Origin of the sequence: uncultured Ruegeria sp. (assembly GCF_947497005.1) — a bacterium.
Lineage (GTDB): Bacteria > Pseudomonadota > Alphaproteobacteria > Rhodobacterales > Rhodobacteraceae > Ruegeria.
Genome location: NZ_CANMFF010000012.1, coordinates 71,840 through 91,858 on the forward strand (window position 1 = coordinate 71,840; position 20,019 = coordinate 91,858).

General features: G+C 58.6%; 17 protein-coding genes. 9 read left to right on the top strand and 8 right to left on the bottom strand.

Translation table 11 applies throughout. From position 1 onward, the window contains the following. Window positions 1–5: 5 nt before the first annotated feature. The 5 genes from Q0816_RS16990 to Q0816_RS17010 all read left to right on the top strand — a co-directional run bounded on the left by Q0816_RS16990 (window position 6) and on the right by Q0816_RS17010 (window position 6,706). A complete protein-coding gene (locus Q0816_RS16990; RefSeq protein WP_298852764.1) occupies window positions 6–1,514 on the top strand; it encodes a sugar ABC transporter ATP-binding protein in 1,509 nt (502 codons plus the stop codon). Window positions 1,515–1,525: 11 nt separating this feature from the next. Further along, complete coding sequence (locus Q0816_RS16995) at window positions 1,526–2,467, top strand: ABC transporter permease (RefSeq protein WP_298852766.1); 942 nt, start codon at window positions 1,526–1,528, stop codon at window positions 2,465–2,467. After that, complete coding sequence (locus Q0816_RS17000; RefSeq protein WP_298852768.1) at window positions 2,464–3,498, top strand: alcohol dehydrogenase catalytic domain-containing protein; 1,035 nt, start codon at window positions 2,464–2,466, stop codon at window positions 3,496–3,498. The genes Q0816_RS16995 and Q0816_RS17000 overlap by 4 nt, the downstream gene beginning before the upstream one ends. Before the next feature lie 104 nt (window positions 3,499–3,602). Then, complete coding sequence (locus Q0816_RS17005; protein WP_298852769.1) at window positions 3,603–5,105, top strand: aldehyde dehydrogenase family protein; 1,503 nt, start codon at window positions 3,603–3,605, stop codon at window positions 5,103–5,105. After that, window positions 5,105–6,706 carry a GMC family oxidoreductase gene (locus tag Q0816_RS17010; RefSeq protein ID WP_298852771.1) on the top strand — a complete coding sequence of 534 codons (1,602 nt, stop codon included), beginning with the start codon at window positions 5,105–5,107 and terminating at the stop codon, window positions 6,704–6,706. Before Q0816_RS17005 ends, Q0816_RS17010 begins: the two co-directional genes overlap by 1 nt. Before the next feature lie 73 nt (window positions 6,707–6,779). Here the strand turns inward: Q0816_RS17010 and Q0816_RS17015 are convergent, their stop codons facing one another. Continuing rightward, the gene (locus tag Q0816_RS17015; protein ID WP_298852773.1) at window positions 6,780–7,598 is read right to left on the bottom strand and encodes an aldo/keto reductase; all 819 of its coding nucleotides are present in this window, start codon (window positions 7,596–7,598) and stop codon (window positions 6,780–6,782) included. Between the two features lie 146 nt (window positions 7,599–7,744). Here Q0816_RS17015 and Q0816_RS17020 point away from each other — a divergent pair, with 146 nt between their 5' ends. From Q0816_RS17020 to Q0816_RS17035, 4 genes are read left to right on the top strand one after another with little or no spacing between them, the layout of a single operon-like run. After that, a complete protein-coding gene (locus Q0816_RS17020; RefSeq protein WP_298852776.1) occupies window positions 7,745–9,316 on the top strand; it encodes an acyl CoA:acetate/3-ketoacid CoA transferase in 1,572 nt (523 codons plus the stop codon). Window positions 9,317–9,321: 5 nt separating this feature from the next. Further along, window positions 9,322–10,089, top strand: coding sequence for an enoyl-CoA hydratase/isomerase family protein (locus tag Q0816_RS17025; RefSeq protein ID WP_298852778.1), 768 nt, complete (start codon window positions 9,322–9,324; stop codon window positions 10,087–10,089). Between the two features lie 25 nt (window positions 10,090–10,114). Beyond that, on the top strand, window positions 10,115–10,426 hold the full coding sequence (locus Q0816_RS17030) for a Dabb family protein (RefSeq protein ID WP_298852780.1): 312 nt from the start codon (window positions 10,115–10,117) through the stop codon (window positions 10,424–10,426). After that, entirely contained in the window at window positions 10,427–11,683 is a 1,257-nt protein-coding gene (locus Q0816_RS17035) for a glycerate kinase (RefSeq protein WP_298852782.1), read from the top strand. A 64-nt stretch (window positions 11,684–11,747) separates the two neighbouring features. On the opposite strand, the gene Q0816_RS17040 is transcribed toward Q0816_RS17035, so the two are convergent. The 7 genes from Q0816_RS17040 to Q0816_RS17070 all read right to left on the bottom strand — a co-directional run bounded on the left by Q0816_RS17040 (window position 11,748) and on the right by Q0816_RS17070 (window position 20,018). Then, the gene (locus tag Q0816_RS17040) at window positions 11,748–14,285 is read right to left on the bottom strand and encodes a phosphoenolpyruvate carboxylase (RefSeq protein ID WP_298852785.1); all 2,538 of its coding nucleotides are present in this window, start codon (window positions 14,283–14,285) and stop codon (window positions 11,748–11,750) included. Window positions 14,286–14,358: 73 nt separating this feature from the next. After that, window positions 14,359–15,288: an electron transfer flavoprotein subunit alpha/FixB family protein gene (locus tag Q0816_RS17045; protein ID WP_298852789.1), complete on the bottom strand. Its 930-nt coding sequence runs from the start codon at window positions 15,286–15,288 to the stop codon at window positions 14,359–14,361. Further along, window positions 15,288–16,046 carry an electron transfer flavoprotein subunit beta/FixA family protein gene (locus Q0816_RS17050; protein WP_170392589.1) on the bottom strand — a complete coding sequence of 253 codons (759 nt, stop codon included), beginning with the start codon at window positions 16,044–16,046 and terminating at the stop codon, window positions 15,288–15,290. The genes Q0816_RS17045 and Q0816_RS17050 overlap by 1 nt, the downstream gene beginning before the upstream one ends. 36 nt (window positions 16,047–16,082) lie before the next feature. Further along, window positions 16,083–16,943, bottom strand: a complete 861-nt coding sequence (locus Q0816_RS17055) for a sugar phosphate isomerase/epimerase (protein ID WP_298852794.1) — start codon at window positions 16,941–16,943, stop codon at window positions 16,083–16,085. A gap of 5 nt (window positions 16,944–16,948) precedes the next feature. Then, window positions 16,949–18,097, bottom strand: a complete 1,149-nt coding sequence (locus Q0816_RS17060) for a dihydrodipicolinate synthase family protein (RefSeq protein ID WP_298852796.1) — start codon at window positions 18,095–18,097, stop codon at window positions 16,949–16,951. Between the two features lie 8 nt (window positions 18,098–18,105). Further along, entirely contained in the window at window positions 18,106–18,876 is a 771-nt protein-coding gene (locus tag Q0816_RS17065) for a 3-ketoacyl-ACP reductase (RefSeq protein WP_298852799.1), read from the bottom strand. Beyond that, the gene (locus tag Q0816_RS17070; protein ID WP_298852800.1) at window positions 18,873–20,018 is read right to left on the bottom strand and encodes an acyl-CoA dehydrogenase family protein; all 1,146 of its coding nucleotides are present in this window, start codon (window positions 20,016–20,018) and stop codon (window positions 18,873–18,875) included. Before Q0816_RS17070 ends, Q0816_RS17065 begins: the two co-directional genes overlap by 4 nt. Window position 20,019: the final 1 nt, after the last annotated feature.

A 20,019-nucleotide genomic window follows, 5' to 3' on the forward strand; every position in this document is an offset into this window, starting at 1 on the left:
GGCAAATGTATGAACTAACTAATGTCGACAAGAAATTCCCCGGCGTTCACGCGCTGAAATCCGTCAACTTCAAGATCGGGCGCGGCGAAATCGTCGGGCTGGTCGGTGAAAACGGCGCTGGCAAATCCACCCTGATGAAGGTCATCTATGGCGCCTATCAGGCTGATGGCGGTGACATCACCATCGACGGCACCAAGGTCCGCTTCCAGAACCCGCGTCAGGCGATGGATCACGGCATCGGTATGGTGTTTCAGGAACAATCCCTGATTACCAACCTGACCGTGATGGAGAATATCTTTCTGGGTTTCGAGCAGCAGTTTGTCAGCTATGGCGTCATCAACTGGAAAGCCATGGCCGATGCCGCGCGCAAGCAGCTGGCCAAGGTCAAACTGGATATCGATCCGGGCATGATCACCTCGAAACTGTCCTTTGCGCAGCGGCAACTGGTCGAATTGGCCAAGGTTCTGACGCTGGAAGAGCGGATTGATGGCGACCTGGTCATTCTGCTGGACGAGCCGACCAGCGTGCTGGCTAAGGAAGAGGTTGAGCTGTTGTTCAGCCTGGTGCGCGAACTCACCAACCGTGCGTCGTTCATCTTTGTCAGCCACCGTATGGATGAGGTTCTGGACCTGTCCGACCGCATCTACGTGATGAAAGATGGTGAGGTTGTAGACGTCGTCGCCCAAAGCGACGCCAAGGTGGATGCAATCCAGCACAAGATGGTGGGTCGCGACGTCGACAAGGAATATTACCGCGAACAGAAGCAAAAGGCCTATCAGGCCGAGGCGAAGCCGCTGGTGTCACTCAAGAATGTCTCAGTCAATGGCAGCTATTCGGACATCTCGCTTGACCTGCACCCGGGTGAGGTTTTGTGCCTGGTTGGCACCGAAGGTTCGGGGCGCGAGGCCATTCTGCGCACGATTTTCGGGCTGGAAACACCGTCCGAGGGCAGTGTTGTACTCAAAGGGGATGCCATTTCCAAATTCACGGCCCAGTCCGGCGTGTCTCGTGGTGTTGGCTACATCCCGCGTGAACGCAAGGTCGAGGGTATTGTTGCGGGCATGAATGTCTATGAGAACATGACGCTCAGCCAGATGGGAAACTACGCCAGGTCCGGCGTTCTGCGAATTGGCGAGGAAAAGACGCTTGCCAGACAGTGGATCGACCGTTTGGCGATCAAGACACCGGATGTCTACAAGGATTGCGGCGGGCTTTCAGGCGGCAACCAGCAAAAGGTTGTGCTGGCGAAATGGCGGTCTGCCGGGTCCGATATCATCCTGCTGGACCACCCGACGCGCGGTCTGGATATCGGGGCCAAGGAAGATGTCTACGACATGGTGCGCGAAATGTCGAACGATGGCGTCGGCATCATACTGGTCGCGGATACGCTGGAAGAAGCCATTGGCCTCAGCCACACGATCATCGTTCTGAAAGACGGTGTCGCGCAGAAACGTTTCGATTGCAGCCCGGGGGACAAGCCGTCGCTTTATGACCTTGTCCACCACATGATCTGAGGCCCGAACCCATGAGTTTTGAACGTATCAAACCCCATCTGCCCTGGATCACCCTGCTGTTTCTTGTTTTGGTTGTCGGCGCGGCGGATTCCAACTTTCTGCGGCCTGCCAACCTGATATCGATGACGGCGGATATCGTGCCGTTGTTCATCATGGCACTTGGCATGACCTTCGCGATCTATATCGGTGGCATCGACCTGTCGGCGCAGTCGATTGCGAACATGACGACGGTTGTTGCCACGATTGCGCTGCCGACGTTTGGCATTGGTGCGGCACTAATCTGCATCCTGTCCGGCGTCGTGCTCGGCAGCATCTCGGGCTATGTGACGACACGGCTTTATGTGCCGTCCTTCATCTCAACCCTGGCGGTTGGCGGTATCGCCTTCTCCGTCGCGCAATACCTATCCGGTCAACGCGCTCTGTTCATGGACGCCACGATGCGGGAAACGAGCTTTGGCTGGATGACCGGCTCGGTCGCTGGCCTGCCGAGTGAATTGATCATAGCTGCCGTACTGGTTCTGGGCGCGTGGTTCCTGCAATCGCGCACGACCTTCGGGCGGGCACTCAAGGCGGTTGGCGCCGGGGAACCCGCGGCCGTGGCCTCGGGCCTCAACGTCAACCGGATCAAGATCATGGCATTTGCCCTGTCCGGTGGGCTGGCGGCGATTGCGGGCCTGCTGTTCTCGGTCAAATTGTCCGGTGGTTCTCCCACACTGGCCAACGGGTTCCTGCTGCCTGCAATCGTTGCCGTTCTGGTCGGTGGCACGCCTCTGACCGGGGGCGTAGGCGGGGTCGTCAACACATTGATTGGCACGCTGATCGTCGCTGTGATCCGGTCTTCGATGCTGTATTTCGAAGTTGATGCGACCCAGCAGCAGATGGTGTTCGGCCTGATCCTGATCGGAGCGATTGCGCTGACCATCGACCGGACCAAGTTGAAGGTTGTGAAATGACGCAGACCATGAAAGCAGCCGTGCTGGTCAAGCCGGGACAGTTCGAGGTGCAGGACGTCCCGCGCCCTGAACCCGGCCGGGACGAGGTTTTGGTCCGTATATTACGTGTCGGGATCTGCGGTACCGATATCCATATCTTCAACGGCCATTACGCGGCAGAAAATCTGCCGATGGTTCCCGGGCACGAATTCACCGGCACGATCGCAGCTTTGGGCGAAGACGTCACCGGCCTGAGCCTGGGCGCGCCGGTGGTGGTCGACATGAATATCGGCTGCGGCACCTGCTTCTGGTGCCGCCGCAATGAGATCCTGAATTGTCCGGAGATGCAGCAGACGGGTATCACCATGGACGGGGCCTTCGCAGAATATATCTCGGTTCCCGCTCGGCTGGTGATCCGGGCCCCTGATGATGTTTCCGCCGAGATTCTGGCCCTGACCGAACCACTGGCCTGCGTGGTGCGATGCGCGCGCAAGGCCAATATCACCTTCGGCCAGTCCGTCGTGGTGTTGGGCGCGGGACCCATCGGCAATCTGCACGTTCAATTGCTTCGCACAATCGGTGCCGCCCCGATCATCGTGGCGGATTTGTCCGACGATCGGGTGAACATGGCACTGGAGGCTGGCGCTGATGTGGGTGTCACCGATCCGGCCACGCTGGAAGAAGCCGTGCTGAAACACACGGATGGTCGCGGTGCCGATGTGGTGATCGAAAGCGTTGGACTGCCTGTGCTGTACCAGCAGGCGATCCGGCTGATCCGCAAAGGCGGGCATATCGCGGCCTTCGGGATTACCAGTGCGGGCGAAACCCTGCCCGTGGATATCCTGCAGGTGATCCTGCAGGAAAACTCGATTAAAGGGTCCGTTGCTGGAATGGGGCAGGACATGCATGATGCTCTGACCCTGCTGACGCATGGACGGATCAGAACCGACCGTTTTACCGGCGCCTCCTACGCGCTGGAGCAGATACAGGACGCTTTTGACAGTTTTGCCGATCGTCCGGGGGATCTGAAAACGCAGATCGTTCTGACCTGACGGACACAAAAGGACTTTGGGTTGGCGGTCTTTGCGTGCAGAGCCAATCGCCGTGACCGCAAGGCCCGGGGTCCAGTACGCAACGCATTGATGGAGCATTACCGATGGATCAACAAAGCCACATTCTGACCCCGCCCTCCGAACCGCGCGAGTTCGGGTTTTTCATGAACGGTCAATCGGTGCCTGCCGGGGATCGCGACGTGTTTGAGCGGTCTTCGCCCGGTCATGGTGTGCCGGTCACGCGTATACCGCGTTGCACCGAAGACGATCTGAACGACGTGGTTGCATCGGCCCGCGCTGGTTTCGATGATCGCCGCTGGTGTGGCCTGTCCGGGGCGGATCGGGCATCTGTCCTGTTGAAAGCCGCCGAGCTGATCCGCGAAAAAACAGAAGAGATCGCCTATTGGGAGACGCTGGAAAACGGTAAGCCGATTACGCAGGCGCGGGCGGAGGTTCAGGGCTGTGTTGGCATGTTCGAGTTCGCCTCGGGACTGGCGCGGGCGCTGCATGGCGAAAGCTTCAACAACAGCGGCGACGGCGCAATGGGTATCGTCACGCGCGAGCCGGTGGGGGTTGTCGGCCTGATCACCCCGTGGAACTTCCCGTTCCTGATCCTGTGCGAGAGGGTGCCCTATATCCTGGCCTCGGGCTGTACCATCGTCGCCAAGCCCTCGGAAGTGACCAGCGCCACGACGCTGATCCTTGCCGAAATCCTGTCCGAGGCCGGGCTGCCCGATGGGGTATTCAATGTGGTCACCGGCTCGGGCAGTGTGATTGGCCAGAAACTGGCCGAGCATATGGATGTCGACATGCTGTCCTTTACCGGCTCGACTGCTGTGGGCCGGTCGGTGGTCGCGGCTGCGGGCCAGAGCAACTTCAAGAAGCTGGGGCTGGAGCTGGGCGGCAAGAACCCGCAGATCGTGTTCGCGGATGCCGACCTTGAGGATGCCGCCGATGGCGTGGCCTTTGGCATCGCCTTCAATACCGGCCAGTGTTGTGTGTCGGGCGCACGCCTGCTGGTCGAGCGGTCAGTGGCGCAGAAATTCTCGGAAATGGTGGCGGACAAGCTGCGTAAGGTGCGCGTCGGCGATCCGCTGGACGAGCGCACGCAGGCCGGAGCCATTACTACGGATGCGCAGAACCGCACGATCCTGTCCTATATTGCCAAAGGAAAGGAAGAGGGCGCAACCCTGCTGACAGGCGGCACCACGCCGGAGATTTCCGGCGGGCACTATATCGATCCGGTGGTCTTTACAAACGTGACGACCGATATGGCGGTCGCGCGGGAAGAAATTTTCGGGCCGGTTCTGGTTGTAATCCCGTTTGACTCGATCGAGGATGCCATCGCGATTGCCAATGACACCGAATACGGTCTGGCCGCTAGCGTGTGGACCAAGAATATCGACAAGGCCCTGACGATTTCGCGCCGGGTTCAGGCCGGGCGGTTCTGGGTGAACACAACTTTGGCAGGTGGCCCTGAACTGCCCATCGGCGGGTTCAAAGCCTCCGGCTGGGGCCGTGAGGCCGGGATGCACGGGGTCGAGGAATATACACAGGTCAAGTCGATCCATGTTGAGATCGGCAAACGCTCGCATTGGATCGCGTGATGGCGGAAAAGGGATATGACTATGTGATCGTAGGCGGCGGCTCGGCCGGGTGTGTTCTGGCCAACCGCCTGTCTGAGGACAGCAACGTTCGGGTGCTGATGCTCGAAGCGGGCGGCAAGGACAGCCATCCGCTGATTCACATGCCCGTGGGCTTTGCCAAGATGACCGACGGACCGCACACCTGGGGCTTCAACACGGTCCCGCAGAAACACGCAAACAACCGAGAAATCCCCTATGCGCAAGGGCGGGTGCTGGGGGGTGGCAGCTCGATCAATGCCGAGGTTTTTACCCGCGGCAACCCAGTCGACTATGACCGCTGGGCCAATGAGGAAGGCTGCAAAGGGTGGTCTTTTGATGCGATCAAACCGTATTTCGTTCGATCCGAGCGCAATGCCATCCTGTCCGGTGATTGGCATGGAACCGAAGGCCCGTTGGGTGTGTCCAATGTTCCTCAGCCCCAGGAAATGACCCGTGCCTTTGTTCGATCCTGTCAGGAGGCCGGCCTGCCGTACAATCCCGATTTCAATGGCCCCAAACAGGAAGGGGCAGGAGTATATCAGACAACGACGTGGAACGCGAAACGCTGTTCCGCTGCTGTGGGTTATCTGAGACCGGTCCTTTCGCGTGCAAACCTGACGGTGGAAACCGGTTGTCAGGTTCAGCGCATCGTGATCGAGGGCGGGCGTGCGACGGGTGTCGCGTTCGAAAAGCGCGGGCAGCTACGTACCGTCACCGCGGATCAGGAAGTTCTGGTGACGTCCGGTGCAATTGGCACACCGAAACTGATGATGCTGTCAGGTGTCGGACCTGCCGCGCATCTGCGTGAGCACGGGATCGACGTAAAGCATGACCTGCTGGGCGTGGGCGAAAACCTGACCGACCATTTCGGCATTGACATTGTAGCCGAGCTTAACGGCCATCAAAGTCTGGACAAATACAATAAGCTGCATTGGTCTGTCTGGGCCGGGATGCAGTATTATCTGTTCGGCTCGGGCCCGGTGACATCGAATGTCGTCGAAGGAGGGGCTTTTTGGTACGGTGATCCCGACGCACCTGTGCCGGATCTGCAGTTCCATTTCCTTGCCGGAGCCGGGGCTGAGGCCGGGGTGCCGAGCGTTCCCAAAGGCAGTTCTGGCATCACGTTGAACTCGTATACCGTGCGGCCCAAAGCACGGGGAACAGTGCGGTTGCGGTCCAACCGGGTGGAAGACATGCCGCTGGTCGATCCTAACTTCCTCGGGCACCCGGATGACCTGAAAATCTCGGTAGAGGGCGTGAAACACAGCGTTGAGATTTTCCGGCAGAAAAGCCTGCAGAAATACATCCGCCAGATCCGCTTTCCCGATGACAGCGTCAAAACGCAGGCTGAGTTTGAGGCCTATGCGCGCAAATATGGCCGCACATCTTACCATCCAACCTGTACCTGCAAGATGGGTGTGGACGAGATGGCGGTGGTCGATCCGCAATTGCGGGTTCACGGGATTGACGGCCTGCGGATCTGCGACAGCTCGGCCATGCCCAGCCTGATCGGATCAAACACCAATGCCCCAACAATAATGATGGCAGAAAAAGCTTCTGACATGATCAGGGGCAATCACTGAGCAGGCCGCTCTCAAAGGCTTGGATAACTCCCCTGACTGGCGGTGCCGAATATTGGCACCGCCCTTTTTTTCTTCAGTCCCATTCTGGGGCCCAGGGCACCAGATCTTCGGTGACGATCCTGTAGCCGGTATGGGTCAAGGCGTCGATCCGGTCCATGTCGATGCCGGACAGGGTGAAGTCCATTACGTCGAAATTGGCCTGGATATTGGCGCGCTTGGTGGACATCGTGTTGATCGATACGCCTTTTTGTAGAATCCACCGCAGCACGACCTGCCCTGCGGTCTTCCCATAGCCTTCACCGATTTCGGCAAAGACCGGATTCTTGAAGACTTCACCACGCGCAACCGAACAGTAAGACGAAAGAGGAATCCGGGTTTCGCTGCTTGCGGCGAGCAAGGTATCCTGATTTAGCAACGGATGGAACTCGACCTGGTTCGTTACTAGCGGAGTGTCGATGATTTTGGTTGCGTCCCGCATCATCTGTGCCGTGTAGTTTGAAACACCGATGTTCCTGGTCAGCCCATGCGAATGTGCCTGCTCCAGCAGTTTCAGGGAAGGCGCGATGTCGCCGCCAATTGGGGGCCAGTGCAAAAGCAACACGTCAACATAATCCAGTCTCAGTTTCCTCAGGCTTTCTTCAACCGACGACAAAAAAGCCACTTCGCTGAAACTGTCAGGATGAACTTTGGTGGTGACGCAAATCTCGTCGCGCGACAGTCCAAGCTCAGCCAATGCATCGCCGGTTTCCTGTTCGTTTTCATACATCTGAGCGGTATCGAAAGAACGATACCCAACCTCTGCCGCGATCCTCATCGCATCTCGCAATTCACTTGCGGTCAGGGGGAAAGTGCCGAATGTGCGTTGATTTGTGCCTTGAAAGTAGATGTTCATAGTGTTCCTCCCATAGATTCAGTTTGAAAGTAACCTATTGGTTACTTAGTGTCAGGTCAATTGCGTCCCGAGCTAAATTCCTGTTGCTTTTTCGCCGTCCGCAATGCATATAATATAACCAGTTAGTTACTTTACTGGAGGATCGCATGACCAAGCAAATGTCGGCGCGCGAAGCGGCAAATCTTGTGCCAGACGGGGCCACTGTTGCCGTGAATTCGTCAAGCGGTCTGTGCTGTCCGGATGCGGTTCTCAAGGGCATTGGCGAGCGCTTTGACGCCGAAGCTGCGCCGCAGAACCTGACGACAATCCATCCCATTGCCGCAGGTGATATGTTCGGCACCAAAGGGGTGGATCATATCGCCAAGCCAGGGCTTTTGACCCGGATTATCGGTGGGTCGTACCCGTCAGGCCCAAGCAAGGCCGAGCCGCCACTGGTCTGGCAGATGATTACGAGCGAGCAGGTGCGGGCCTATAACGTCCCGTCGGGCATCATCTTTGATATGCTGCGTGAGGCCGCAGCCAAACGACCGGGCGTGTTGACCAAGGTCGGGATGGAAACGTTTGTAGACCCCGATATCGAGGGCTGTGCGATGAATGACGCCGCCCGCGCGGAACCTATCGTCAAACGGATGGAGTTCGAAGGCGAGGAGTGGCTGTATTTCAAGTCGATGGCTCCGAACGTCGCCATTATCCGTGCCACAACTGCTGACGAGAAGGGCAACCTGAGCTTTGAGCATGAGGGAGCCTATCTGGGCGCGATGGAGATGGCTCTGGCCGCGCGCAACAACGGCGGAATTGTGATTGCGCAGGCCAAGCGTATTGCCTCAGCGGGCAGCATCCGGCCCCATGACGTGCATGTGCCGGGTATTCTGGTGGATGCGATTGTCGAGGCTCCGGACCAGTTACAGACCACCGCGACCGAATATGATCCGGCGATATCGGGTGAACTGACCCGCCCGCTCAGCAGCTTCCGTAAGGCGGAATTCAACGTGGGCAAAGTGATTGCCCGCCGTGTCGCCCAGGAACTGAAAGACGGATGGGCGGTCAATATCGGCTTTGGCATTTCGGCCAATGTCCCGCGCATTCTGGTCGAAGAGGGGCTGCATGGCGCGGTCACATGGATGATCGAACAGGGGGCCGTCGGCGGTGTGCCGCTGTTGGATTTCAAATTCGGCTGCTCGGCCAATGCCGAGGCGTTCGTCCCATCGCCGCATCAGTTTTGTTACTTCCAGGCGGGCGGGTTCGATGCGTCGCTTCTGTCTTTCCTTGAGGTCGACAAAAACGGTTCGGTCAATGTGTCCCGGTTGTCGGCGATCCCGCATCGCACTGCCGGGGCGGGCGGCTTTGTCGACATCACCGCGCGGGCGCGCAGAATCGTGTTCTCGGGCAATTTCAATGCCGGGGCAAAAATGACCATTGAAGATGGTCAACTGAACATCCTGCAGGAAGGAAAGGTTGCCAAATTCGTTGATGAGGTCGACCAGATTTCATTTTCCGGCACGCGTGCAAAAGCGCAAGGGCAGGACGTGACCTACGTGACCGAGCGCTGTGTCATCAAGTTAACAGAACGTGGTCTGATGGTGACCGAGATCGCGCCAGGCGTGGACCTGCAGAAGGACGTTCTGGATCAGGCGGCGACCCCGTTGTTGGTGGCGGATGATTTGGTGACGATGGACGCAGAACTGTTTGATCCGGCCCCCATGGGTCTGCAATTGTAGATAGCATGATGGAGCACTTTCTGCTGGAAATCGAAGATGGAGTCGCGCGGCTGACCATCAACCGGCCCGACCGGTTGAACGCAATTGACGAAGCCATGATGGATGATCTTATGTCCATCTGCCGACAGATCGAACACGCCGATGATGCGCATGTTGTCATCCTGACGGGTGCGGGTAAGGTGTTCTGCGCGGGCGGTGACATTGATGCCTGGTCAAGCCGCTCTCCCGACGGGTTTGGCCGACACTGGTTGCGGGATGGGCATCAGGCGCTGGACGCGCTTACGCGTTTGCGGCAACCGGTCATCACCGTTCTCAACGGCCATGTTTTGGGCGGCGGGCTTGAGCTGGCGGCATGCGCGGATTATCGCATCGCAGAATCCCATATCCGGATCGGGCAACCTGAGCCCGCGCTTGGTATTATCCCCGGCTGGTCTGGTACTCAGCGGGCGGTGCGTCGGTTCGGCGCCCAGCTCGTGCGGCGCATGGCTATCTTCGGCGAAGAGTTTTCGGCCGAAGCGGCGCTGGCGGCAGGGATCGTCGATCAGGTGGTTGAAAAGGGCCGGGGTATGGCTACGGCTGATGACCTCGTCGAACGGATGCGCCATCGCGGTCCTGTTGCGATTGAACTGGCAAAAATGCTGATCAATGCCGCCGAAGGAGAAGAGCGCGAACGTGTCTTTGAGGCGCTCGCCGGTCGTATTGCTGCCGCACAGCCCGAGCTGAAAACCGGCCTATCCGCCTTCAAGGACCGCAAAAAAGCAAAATTCTGGTAACACCTCGCTGAAAGGGAAGCCCAATATGATACGTCACCTTGTTCACCTGCGTTTCAAAGCAGACACAAGCGATGCAGAGAAGGCGGCGCTGTATTCCGATCTGGCCGGACTTTCCGGGCATATCGACGGGATACTGGACTTTCAGCATCGCAAGAACGTCTCGATCGAAACGCCGCTGGTACGGGATTTCAACGATATGTTTTGGCTCGACTTTCGGGATGTGGCAGTGCGCGAGATTTATCTGAACGACAGCGCCCATCAGGAAATCGGCGGACGCATCGTTGAAAAGCTGGACGGCGGCGCGGATGGCGTCTTTGTCTGCGACATCGAGATGTGAATGAAAAACGCTGCAATTCTGACCTCGCTGTTTGACGCGGCAGTCGAAGCCGCCGACCCGCTTGCGGCGCTGAAAGCCCAACTTCCCCGACCGCCCAAGGGACGCACCGTTGTGATCGGCGCAGGTAAGGGCGCAGCTCAACTGGCGCAGGCCTTCGAAACTCTGTGGGACGGTCCATTGTCCGGTGTGGTTGTCACCCGTTATGGCTATGGGGCCGCATGTTCCGGGATCGAGGTGCTTGAGGCATCTCATCCGGTTCCCGATGAAGCCGGGGTACAAGCCAGCCAGGCTTTGATGCGAACGGTGTCCGGCTTGGGACCGGATGACCTGGTGGTGGCGCTGATTTGCGGCGGCGGGTCATCGTTGCTGCCGTGCCCGCCCGACGGGTTGTCGCTTGCGGATGAACAGGCCCTCAACCAGGCACTTCTGGCATCAGGGGCACCGATCTCGGTCATGAACGCCATTCGCAAGCATGTCAGCGGCATCAAGGGCGGCCGGCTGGCGGCGCTTGCGCATCCTGCTCGGGTGGTTTCCCTTGTGGTCTCGGATGTGCCAGGAGACGATCCCGCACAGGTGGCCTCGGGCCCAACGGTGCCGGACAGGGTGTCGCGCGATGACGCACTGCGCCTGATCACGGATCACCGTATCGAGTTGCCCGGGTCGGTGATGGCCCACCTTAATACACCCTCCGCCGCAGCCCCTAAACCAGAGGATGCGCGTTTTTCCGGCAACGAGGTGTGTGTCATCGCCTCGGCAGGGTTGTCTTTGGACGCGGCAGCCCGCGCTGCCGAAGCGCAGGGTGTTCCCGCCGTGATCCTGTCGGACGCCATCGAGGGCGAGGCTCGGGACGTGGCCCGTGTGCACGCTGCGATCGCCCGCGAGGTGGCGGGCAAGGACCGGCCCTTCAGAAAGCCGGTTGTGATCCTGTCGGGCGGAGAGACCACGGTCACTCTGCGTGGAAAGGGAAAAGGCGGGCGCAATACCGAATTCCTGCTGTCTCTGGCGCAGGAAATTGATGGTATTGACGGCATTGTCGCGCTGGCGGCGGATACCGATGGCATCGACGGCTCGGAAGCCAACGCCGGCGCCTTTGTGGATGGAACAAGCTGCGCCCGGATGCGCGCCGCCGGTCGTAACCCGACAGCGGATCTGACCGGCAACAATGCTTTCACCGCCTTCGAGGCGGTCGGAGATCTGTTTTCGCCCGGTCCAACCGGAACCAACGTAAACGATTTCCGCGCCATCCTTGTAACTTAGCGGGATGCATCTGTTTGGTACAGATCACCTTACGGGGCGATTTCATCGGGTTGAGCAGTACTGATCAACCCGTGTATTGAAGCCCCGCAGCTATTCCATTGATGGTCAGTTTCAGCGCGTTCTGCAAATCGGGATTTTCAGAATCCCGGCGCAATTGACCCAGAAGCACAACCTGTGAGTTGTTCAAATGCGCCACGAGTTGCCTGCGTGATGCAAAATCCGCGTTGGTGTCTTTCAGTGCCTGTTGCCGGATGTCACCCAATGCGCCGACGCACAGAGCCCAATCATCACGAATCTTCCCGAAGATCTCGGTGCGAATGGCGGCATCTTCGACAAGTTGGGCGTATTGATGGGCGATATCCATGTCGACCTTGCTCATCGACAGGGCCATGCCATCGATCATGCCTCTGAAAAAATCCGAGTGTTGGTAAAGCCTGGTCAGGTCGGCGCGATCACCGCTGTTCATCTGATCCACCGCCGCGCCGAACCCGTACCAGGCCGGCAGCATGAACCGGCTCTGGCCCCAGCTGAATACCCAGGGAATTGCGCGCAACTGGGACAGGTTATCGATTTGTCCGCGCGAAACGGGGCGCGACCCCATATTAAGCGATGCGATGTAATCCAAAATCGTAGCCTGACGCATAAACGTGACGAAGCCGGGGGTCTTCTGAACCAGGTCCCGGTAACTCCGATAGGCGTTCTGAGACAAACCTTCCAACAATCCGTCAGCGTCGGCCACGGTTTGCCTGTCCTCACCAAAGGACATCCCAAACTTTGTGACGCCCGAAATCAACTCGCACAGATGCACGGTGGATTGCTGTGGGTTGGCGAACCTCTTGGACAGGACCTCGCCCTGCTCTGTCACACGAAACCTGAGTGACGAAGGAACCTTGGGTTGTGCAGCTATGGCCTCGGCGACGGTGCCGCTGCCGCGTCCGATCGACCCGCCCCTGCCATGAAAGAAACGAGCGGACAGGCCGTGGCGAGAAATCGTCCGTGCCAATTCGGTCTCAGCTTTGGAAACCTCCCACCGCGCGGTCACGATGCCGCCATCCTTGTTGCTGTCGGAATAACCCAGCATGATTTGCTGACACCCGCCATGTGCCTGAACCAATTGGCGATAGGCCGGGATCGACAGCAGTTCATCCATTATGCCCGGTGCGCGCCGAAGATCGTCGATGGTCTCAAACAGTGGCACCGGCAATACGGCGATGGCCGTCGTTTCGTTCAAAAGGCCGAAGTTCTGCAGCAAAACGGCCAGTTCCAGGATATCTGACACGCTTTCGGTGTTGGAAATGATGCTGTTTGTGATGATTTCGGAGTCAATCTCATCTCGCAATTTGCCTGCCATACGGAAGATGGCAACCTCGGACTGGGACTCTTCGGACAAATCCATGCCCTGTACCCAGAGCGGTCGCGCATTTTCCAGCATCCCGGTCAGGAGGCGGACGCGCTCTTTCTCGTTCAGGCTGGCATAATCCGTCGGGGTCGCGACCTTGCTCAGCAATTCCGCCACGAGTATTTCGTGCTTGCTGGAATTCTGCCTGAGATCGATTGATGCCATCCTGAACCCGAACACATCCACCGTGGCAATCAGGAGATCCAATTCGTCCTGATACAATTCCCGCAGATCGAGAGCGTGCAGGGCATCCGAGATTATTTGCAATTCAGCCTGGAATCGGGACGCAGAATAATCGGTGCTCTCCTTCGGTCCGCTGCCCTTCAGGACCCGGCTGAAACCGGCAAGCCTTTGATGAATACCGCACAGCGCAAGGCGGAAGCTCTCGGTTGCATAATGTTGCGGGACATCAATCGTCTCCGCCACCAGCGCTTTGACAGTTTCAGGGACATCTATCAGACTGTCATCCAGCGACAGTTTCCGCTCGAGTGCTCGAACCTGAACCATGTAATAGGCCAGAATAGCCGTCGCGTGCTCAACTGCCGCGAATTCCAGTGTCGTTGCATCGACAAACGGATTGCCGTCGCGATCACCGCCGATCCAGCTCGCAAAACGAACCAGACCGCTGGTCGGATGGCGGTCCAGAATTTTCATTAAACCAACCGCCGCAGGCAGAACCGAGTGCAGCAATACGGATACGCCGTTCACTATCTCGTCGAAAATCGACAATTTCGAGCCGCGCGATTGCGCGGTGTTCCAGAGCGTCAGAACAGAGCGATACAGTTTTTGCGGATCTGCAACCGTAGGGTCCTGAAGCAGCGTATCGTAAAGTTCACGCTCGATCCTCTGGATACTCTGCCGTTTGATTTCCGTGGGATGAGCGGTCAGAACAAGCTCCAGACACACATTTTTCACGGTGTCCTTGAATAGATCAGGATCGGATGCGCGGAATTTTGTCAGATCTTTTTGCAGTTTCCGGACGGCGTGCTCGGAATCCTCCGGCGCCGTGACCTGCATCAGGTTGGCGAATTGCAGCAGGATAGTGAGGGCTCGCAATTCTTGTGGCTGAGTGCTGGGCTGTATCTGGTCTCGGTCCAGCCGGAGCATCATGCCCACTGCGGAAGCGCAAGCTTCGTTTTCCTGTCGCGCGATGACGTTTGTCAGGGTTTCAACCAATTGCTGAAAATGAACTTCGCGCAACATGGGTGTATTCCTCTCGGAGCAATGACCTGCCTTTCAGCAGGTCATATGTGTGATTAAAGCTATTTGGCAGATATCAGCCGAGTTTTTCGGTCAGTTCCGGCACGGCGTTGAACAGGTCTGCAACCAGTCCGAAGTCTGCGACCTGAAAGATCGGCGCTTCTTCGTCCTTGTTGATCGCAACGATGACCTTGCTGTCCTTCATACCGGCCAAGTGCTGAATCGCGCCCGAGATGCCGACAGCGACATAGAGGTCCGGGGCAACAACCTTACCGGTCTGACCCACCTGCCAGTCGTTCGGGGCATAGCCCGAGTCAACGGCAGCGCGCGATGCGCCAACGGCGGCGCCCAGCTTGTCAGCCAGACCTTCGATCAGTTTGAAGTCTTCTTCCGAGCCGACACCACGGCCACCCGAGACAACAACGCTAGCCGAGGTCAGTTCCGGACGGTCGCTTTCGGCTACCTTGTCCTCGACCCACGAGCTCAGGCCCGGGTTGTCGCCAACCGAGATGGTCTCGACAGCCGCCGAACCACCTTCGCCCGCCGCATCGAAGCTGGCGGTCCGGATGGTCACGACTTTCTTGGCGTCGTTCGATTTCACGGTCTGGATCGCGTTACCCGCATAGATCGGACGCTCGAAGGTCGTGGCGTCGACCACGCCGGACGCGTCCGAGATCACCATCACGTCCAGCAGGGCTGCAACGCGCGGCATCACGTTCTTGGCGTCGGTGGTCGCAGGGGCAACGATATGCTCGTACCCATCGGCCAGACCCACAATCAGGGCTGCGGTTGATTCCGCCAGGCGGTGACCCAGCGAGGCACCTTCGGCGACCAGAACCTTTGATACGCCATCGATCTTGGCAGCGGCCTCACCAGCCGCGGCGGCGGAACCACCTGCAGCCAGAACGGTGATGTCGCCCAGCGATTTGACGGCGGCAACGGTCTTGGCGGTGGCGTCAACCGACAGCTCACCATTGTTAACCTCTGCGAGAAGAAGAACAGCCATTACACAGCCCCCGCTTCTTTGAGTTTCTCGACCAGCTCATCAACCGAGCCCACGATGATACCGGCGGCGCGTGCCGGCGGCTCTTCGGTCTTGACGACTTCCAGACGCGGCGTGACATCGACGCCGTAATCGGCGGCGGTTTTCTCATCCAGCGGCTTTTTCTTCGCCTTCATGATGTTGGGCAGCGACGCGTAGCGCGGCTCGTTCAGGCGCAGGTCAACGGTGACGATGGTCGGCATCTTGACGCTGATAGTCTGCAGACCGCCATCCACCTCACGGGTGATCTTGGCGGTGTCGCCTTCGATGTCCAGCTCGGACGCGAAAGTGCCTTGGCTCCAGCCCAGCAGGGCCGACAGCATCTGACCAGTGGCGTTCATGTCGTTGTCGATCGCCTGTTTGCCCGCCAGAACGATGCCCGGCTGCTCTTCCTCAACCACTTTGGCAAGGATCTTGGCAACGGCCAGCGGCTCGATGTCCTGATGAACATCATCGGCGGCCACTACCAGAATGGCGCGGTCGGCACCCATGGCCAGTGCGGTCCGCAGGGTTTCCTGCGACTGTTTCACACCGATCGAAACGGCAACAACTTCGTCAGCCTTGCCGGCTTCTTTAAGGCGGATTGCCTCTTCCACTGCGATTTCGTCGAACGGGTTCATCGACATTTTTACATTGGCGAGATCAACTCCGCTCCCGTCCGCCTTAACACGAACTTTCACGTTGTAGTCAATCACGCGCTTGACAGGCACAAGTACCTTCATTGTAGCGCTTTCTCTTGTTATGAATAGACTTTCTCGTCAGCACTCGGATCTGAAGCGGTCAACGATTGTGTCCAAAACCTCATTCGGGTCGCGTTTCCACCAATTGTTGGCAGAGAATATCTCGACCTCGCAGAGGCCGGTGTACCCCGCATCCTCAACAGCGGCACGTAGGGCGGGCAGGTCGGCGACGCCGTCGCCCATCATGCCGCGATCGAGCAGAACGTCAGTAGTGTCGGCCAGCCAGTCGCACAGGTGATAGCCCAGAATGCGTCCATTGGCGCGGGTCGCAAGCGTGTCAGCCAGCGTCGTGTCCCACCAGACGTGATAGACATCAATTGCGACGCCCACATTGTCTGCACCCACCGCGTCACAAACATTCAGTGCATCTGCAGCGGTCATCAGGCAAGTGCGATTTCCCGCAGTTGCGGGGTTCAGCGGCTCCAGTGCAAGTTTGACACCGCGTTCAGCGGCGTAAGCCGCAGCGCGCGCCACCCGGTCGGCCAGAATTTTCTGACTCTCCAGAACACCTTTTGTCCCCGGCTCGGGGCCGCCGGTGACGATGGTCAGCACCGAGGTTTCCAAAGCCGCAGTCTGATCGATGGACAGATGGAAATCGTCCATGATCTCCTGATCGGAGGGCAAAGCCAAAGGGCCGGTCAGAAAAGGTGTGCGGCACAGACCGACAACCTGCATTCCGGCGTCACGAACACGCTGACCGATTTCGGTTTCACGCCCGTCCAGCTCGCGCCGCCAAAAGGTGACACCACCGTATCCCCGCTCGGCGCAGGCATAAATGACGCGCTCGGGCGACCAACCGGCCCCGTGCCCATCAAGATTATGACCCAGGGTCGCGGTATTCAGCGCCAGCGCGGAATGGTCCTTCGAAAAATCGCGCATGCCAATCAGACCCCGTACAGCTTTAGCATGTTCCCCATGCGCTCGACCGCCAGATCGGGATCGCGTAGCAGGCCGCATTCATCGGCCATTTTGAAGCAATCGGTGAAATAGGGCAGCGAGCGAGTCGATTGTGCGCCGTTCAGCATGATGAAATGGTCTTGAAACCCGTTGAGCCAAGCCAGAAACACAACGCCGGTCTTGTAATACTGCGTCGGCGCGCGGAAGATATGGCGCGCTAGCGGCACCGTTGGATCCAGAGTCTCACGGAAGGATTTAGCATCGCCCTCGCTGAGCTTGCTGACCGCATAGGCCGCCGCAGGTGCCAGCGGGTCAAAGATGCCCAGCAGCGCGTGCGAATAGCCCTGATCGTCGCCTTCGATCAGTTCGGGATAGTTGAAATCGTCGCCTGTATACATCTTGACGCCCTCGGGCAGGCGACGGCGCATGACAATCTCTTTCTCCGCTTCCAGCAGCGAGACTTTGATACCATCCACCTTGGCGGCGTTCTCCTCAATGATCGCAAGGGCCGTTTCCAGCGCGGTGTCGAAACTGTCCGATCCCCAATAGCCAGCTAGCTGCGGGTCAAACATCTCACCCAACCAGTGCAGGATCACAGGTTGATCACAGGCGGCCAGAACATCGCGGTACACGGCGATGTAATCTTCGGGGCCTTTGGCCACCTTCGCCAGCGCGCGCGAGGCCATCAGGATCAGGCGACCACCCACCTTCTGGATGGCTTCGACCTGTTCCAGATAAGCGCGGCGCACATCGTCCAGAGTGTGCGCATCGGCGGGATCAAGATGATCGGTGCCGCAGCCATTGGCGACCAGCGCATCCGGCAGCTCTTCCTTGGTGCGGCGGATTAATTCCAGCGCACCGTTCCAGTCCAGCCCCATGCCACGCTGCGCAGTGTCCATCGCTTCGGCGATGCCCATGCCCATGCCCGCTAGATAGTGGCGGAATTCCATCGTCTTAGCCCAGTCCACATTGGCCAGGCCAGTCGGGTCATGATCGCCGAACGGATCGGACACAACATGGGCGGCGGAATACAGAACCCGGGCCGAGTCGGGTGTCAGATTCGGCGATGCGACCGGGGTGCCGACCAGAGAATATTTATGCAGTTTGCCTGCGACATCGGGGAGTTGGATCTTCATGGACGACCTCAGAAACGGGGGACAAGCATACCGCCATCGACGGAGATTACCTGTCCGGTTGTGTAGGGGATGCGGTTTGTCGCAAGCGAGGCAATCACGGTGCCAAGCTCTTCGGGCTGACCAACGCGTGGGAACAAGCACAGGCCCTCTTCGGCACGTTTTTGATAACTGGCGATCACCGGTTTGGTCATTTCGGTTGCAATCAGGCCGGGCTGGACGTCGAAAACCGGAATGCCCTCGGGCCCCAGACGCGCGGCAAACGCCTTGGAAATCATGGCTGCCGCCGCTTTAGAGGCGCAATATTCGCTGCGCGGTACGGCAACGGCACTTGCGTTTGACGATGTCACGTTCACGACCGAATAGTGCAGGTCCGGATCGCGATCACGGGAAAGCCAGCGCTTGACCAGGGATTGAGTCAGGAAGAACAACGCCTTTGCGTTGACATCCAGACAGCGATCATAGCTTTCTTCGGTAACGTCCAGAGGGTCCCCCCGGCTCATCACGCCAACACCGGCATTGTTGACCAGCGTCGTGATCGGACCCAACGACGCCTCGATCCGATCCAGCACGCCCGTGTGTTCATTGATTTTGCTGATGTCGAAGTTTGCTTTGAAAGCCTTTACCCCCAACTCCTCGATTGTCCGGGTCGCATTGTCCAGCTCTTCGTTGTCCGACCGTGCGTTCAGTGCAATATCGAAACCGGCTTTGGCCAGCTCGACCGCAGCTGCGAGTCCGATGCCACGGCTGGACCCGGTGATAAGTACGACTTGTCGGCTCATGTTTCTGCTCCCTTCGACAAAAGCTCACGCGCAATGATCATGCGCTGAATCTGATTTGTGCCTTCGTAGATCTGGGTGATCTTGGAGTCCCGGTACAAGCGCTCGACTTCGAAGCCGCGGATATAGCCTGATCCGCCAAAGACCTGGACCGCGTCCGACGACCGCTGCACCGCCATATCCCCGGCAAAGCACTTGGCCATCGAACAGGCTCTGGTCGCGTCTTGCCCGGTGTCCAGTTTATACGCAGCGGAATGTACCAACAGTCGCGCGGCTTCTACATCCTTGGCGATGTCAGCCAACAGCCATTGCACACCTTGAAAATCCGCAATCGGTTTGTTGAATTGCTTGCGCTGCTGGGCGTATTCGGTGGCAGCTTCAAGTCCGGCCTGACCGATGCCAACGGCCAGCGCTGCGATGCCGACACGGCCTTTGTCAAGAACGCTCATCATCATGTGGAAGCCGCGCCCCTCGGTACCCAGCAGGGCGTCGGCGGGCAGGCGTACATCGTCGAAAGACAGCGGGCCGACCTGGCTGGCGCGCTGACCCATCTTGATCTCTTTCGGACCACGGGTCACGCCGTCGGCGTGCAGGTCGACCACAAAGATCGACATGCCGCGATGCCCGGCCTCGGGATCGGTGCGGGCCAGCACAAAGCCCAGATCAGCGACCGGTGCGTTGTGAATCCAGATTTTGCCGCCGTTCAGAACCCAGCCGTCGCCGTCCCGGACCGCAGTAGTGCGGATGCCCGACACATCGGTTCCCGCTTCGGGTTCGGTGATGCAATAGGCTGGACGCAGTTTGGCCGCCAGCAGGCCGCCCAGCCACTTGTCCCGCTGTTCCGACGTTCCGTGGCGCACCAGCAGCGTCGTGACTAGTTCCAGCAAGCCGCATTGATCGGCGATCGAGGCATATCCACGGGACAGCTCTTCCATCACCAACACATAGGTTAACGTATCAAATCCTGGGCCGCCCATGTCCTCGGGCACGCCGATGCCGAACAGGCCAAGCTCCGCCATCTGATCGTAGATTTCTGCCGGGAACCGCGAGTCCCGGTCCAATTCTTCTGCGACAGGGCGGATAACATCCTGCGCGAATTGGCGGGTCATGTCGCGGACCTGGATGTGGGTTTCTGTCAGAAACATG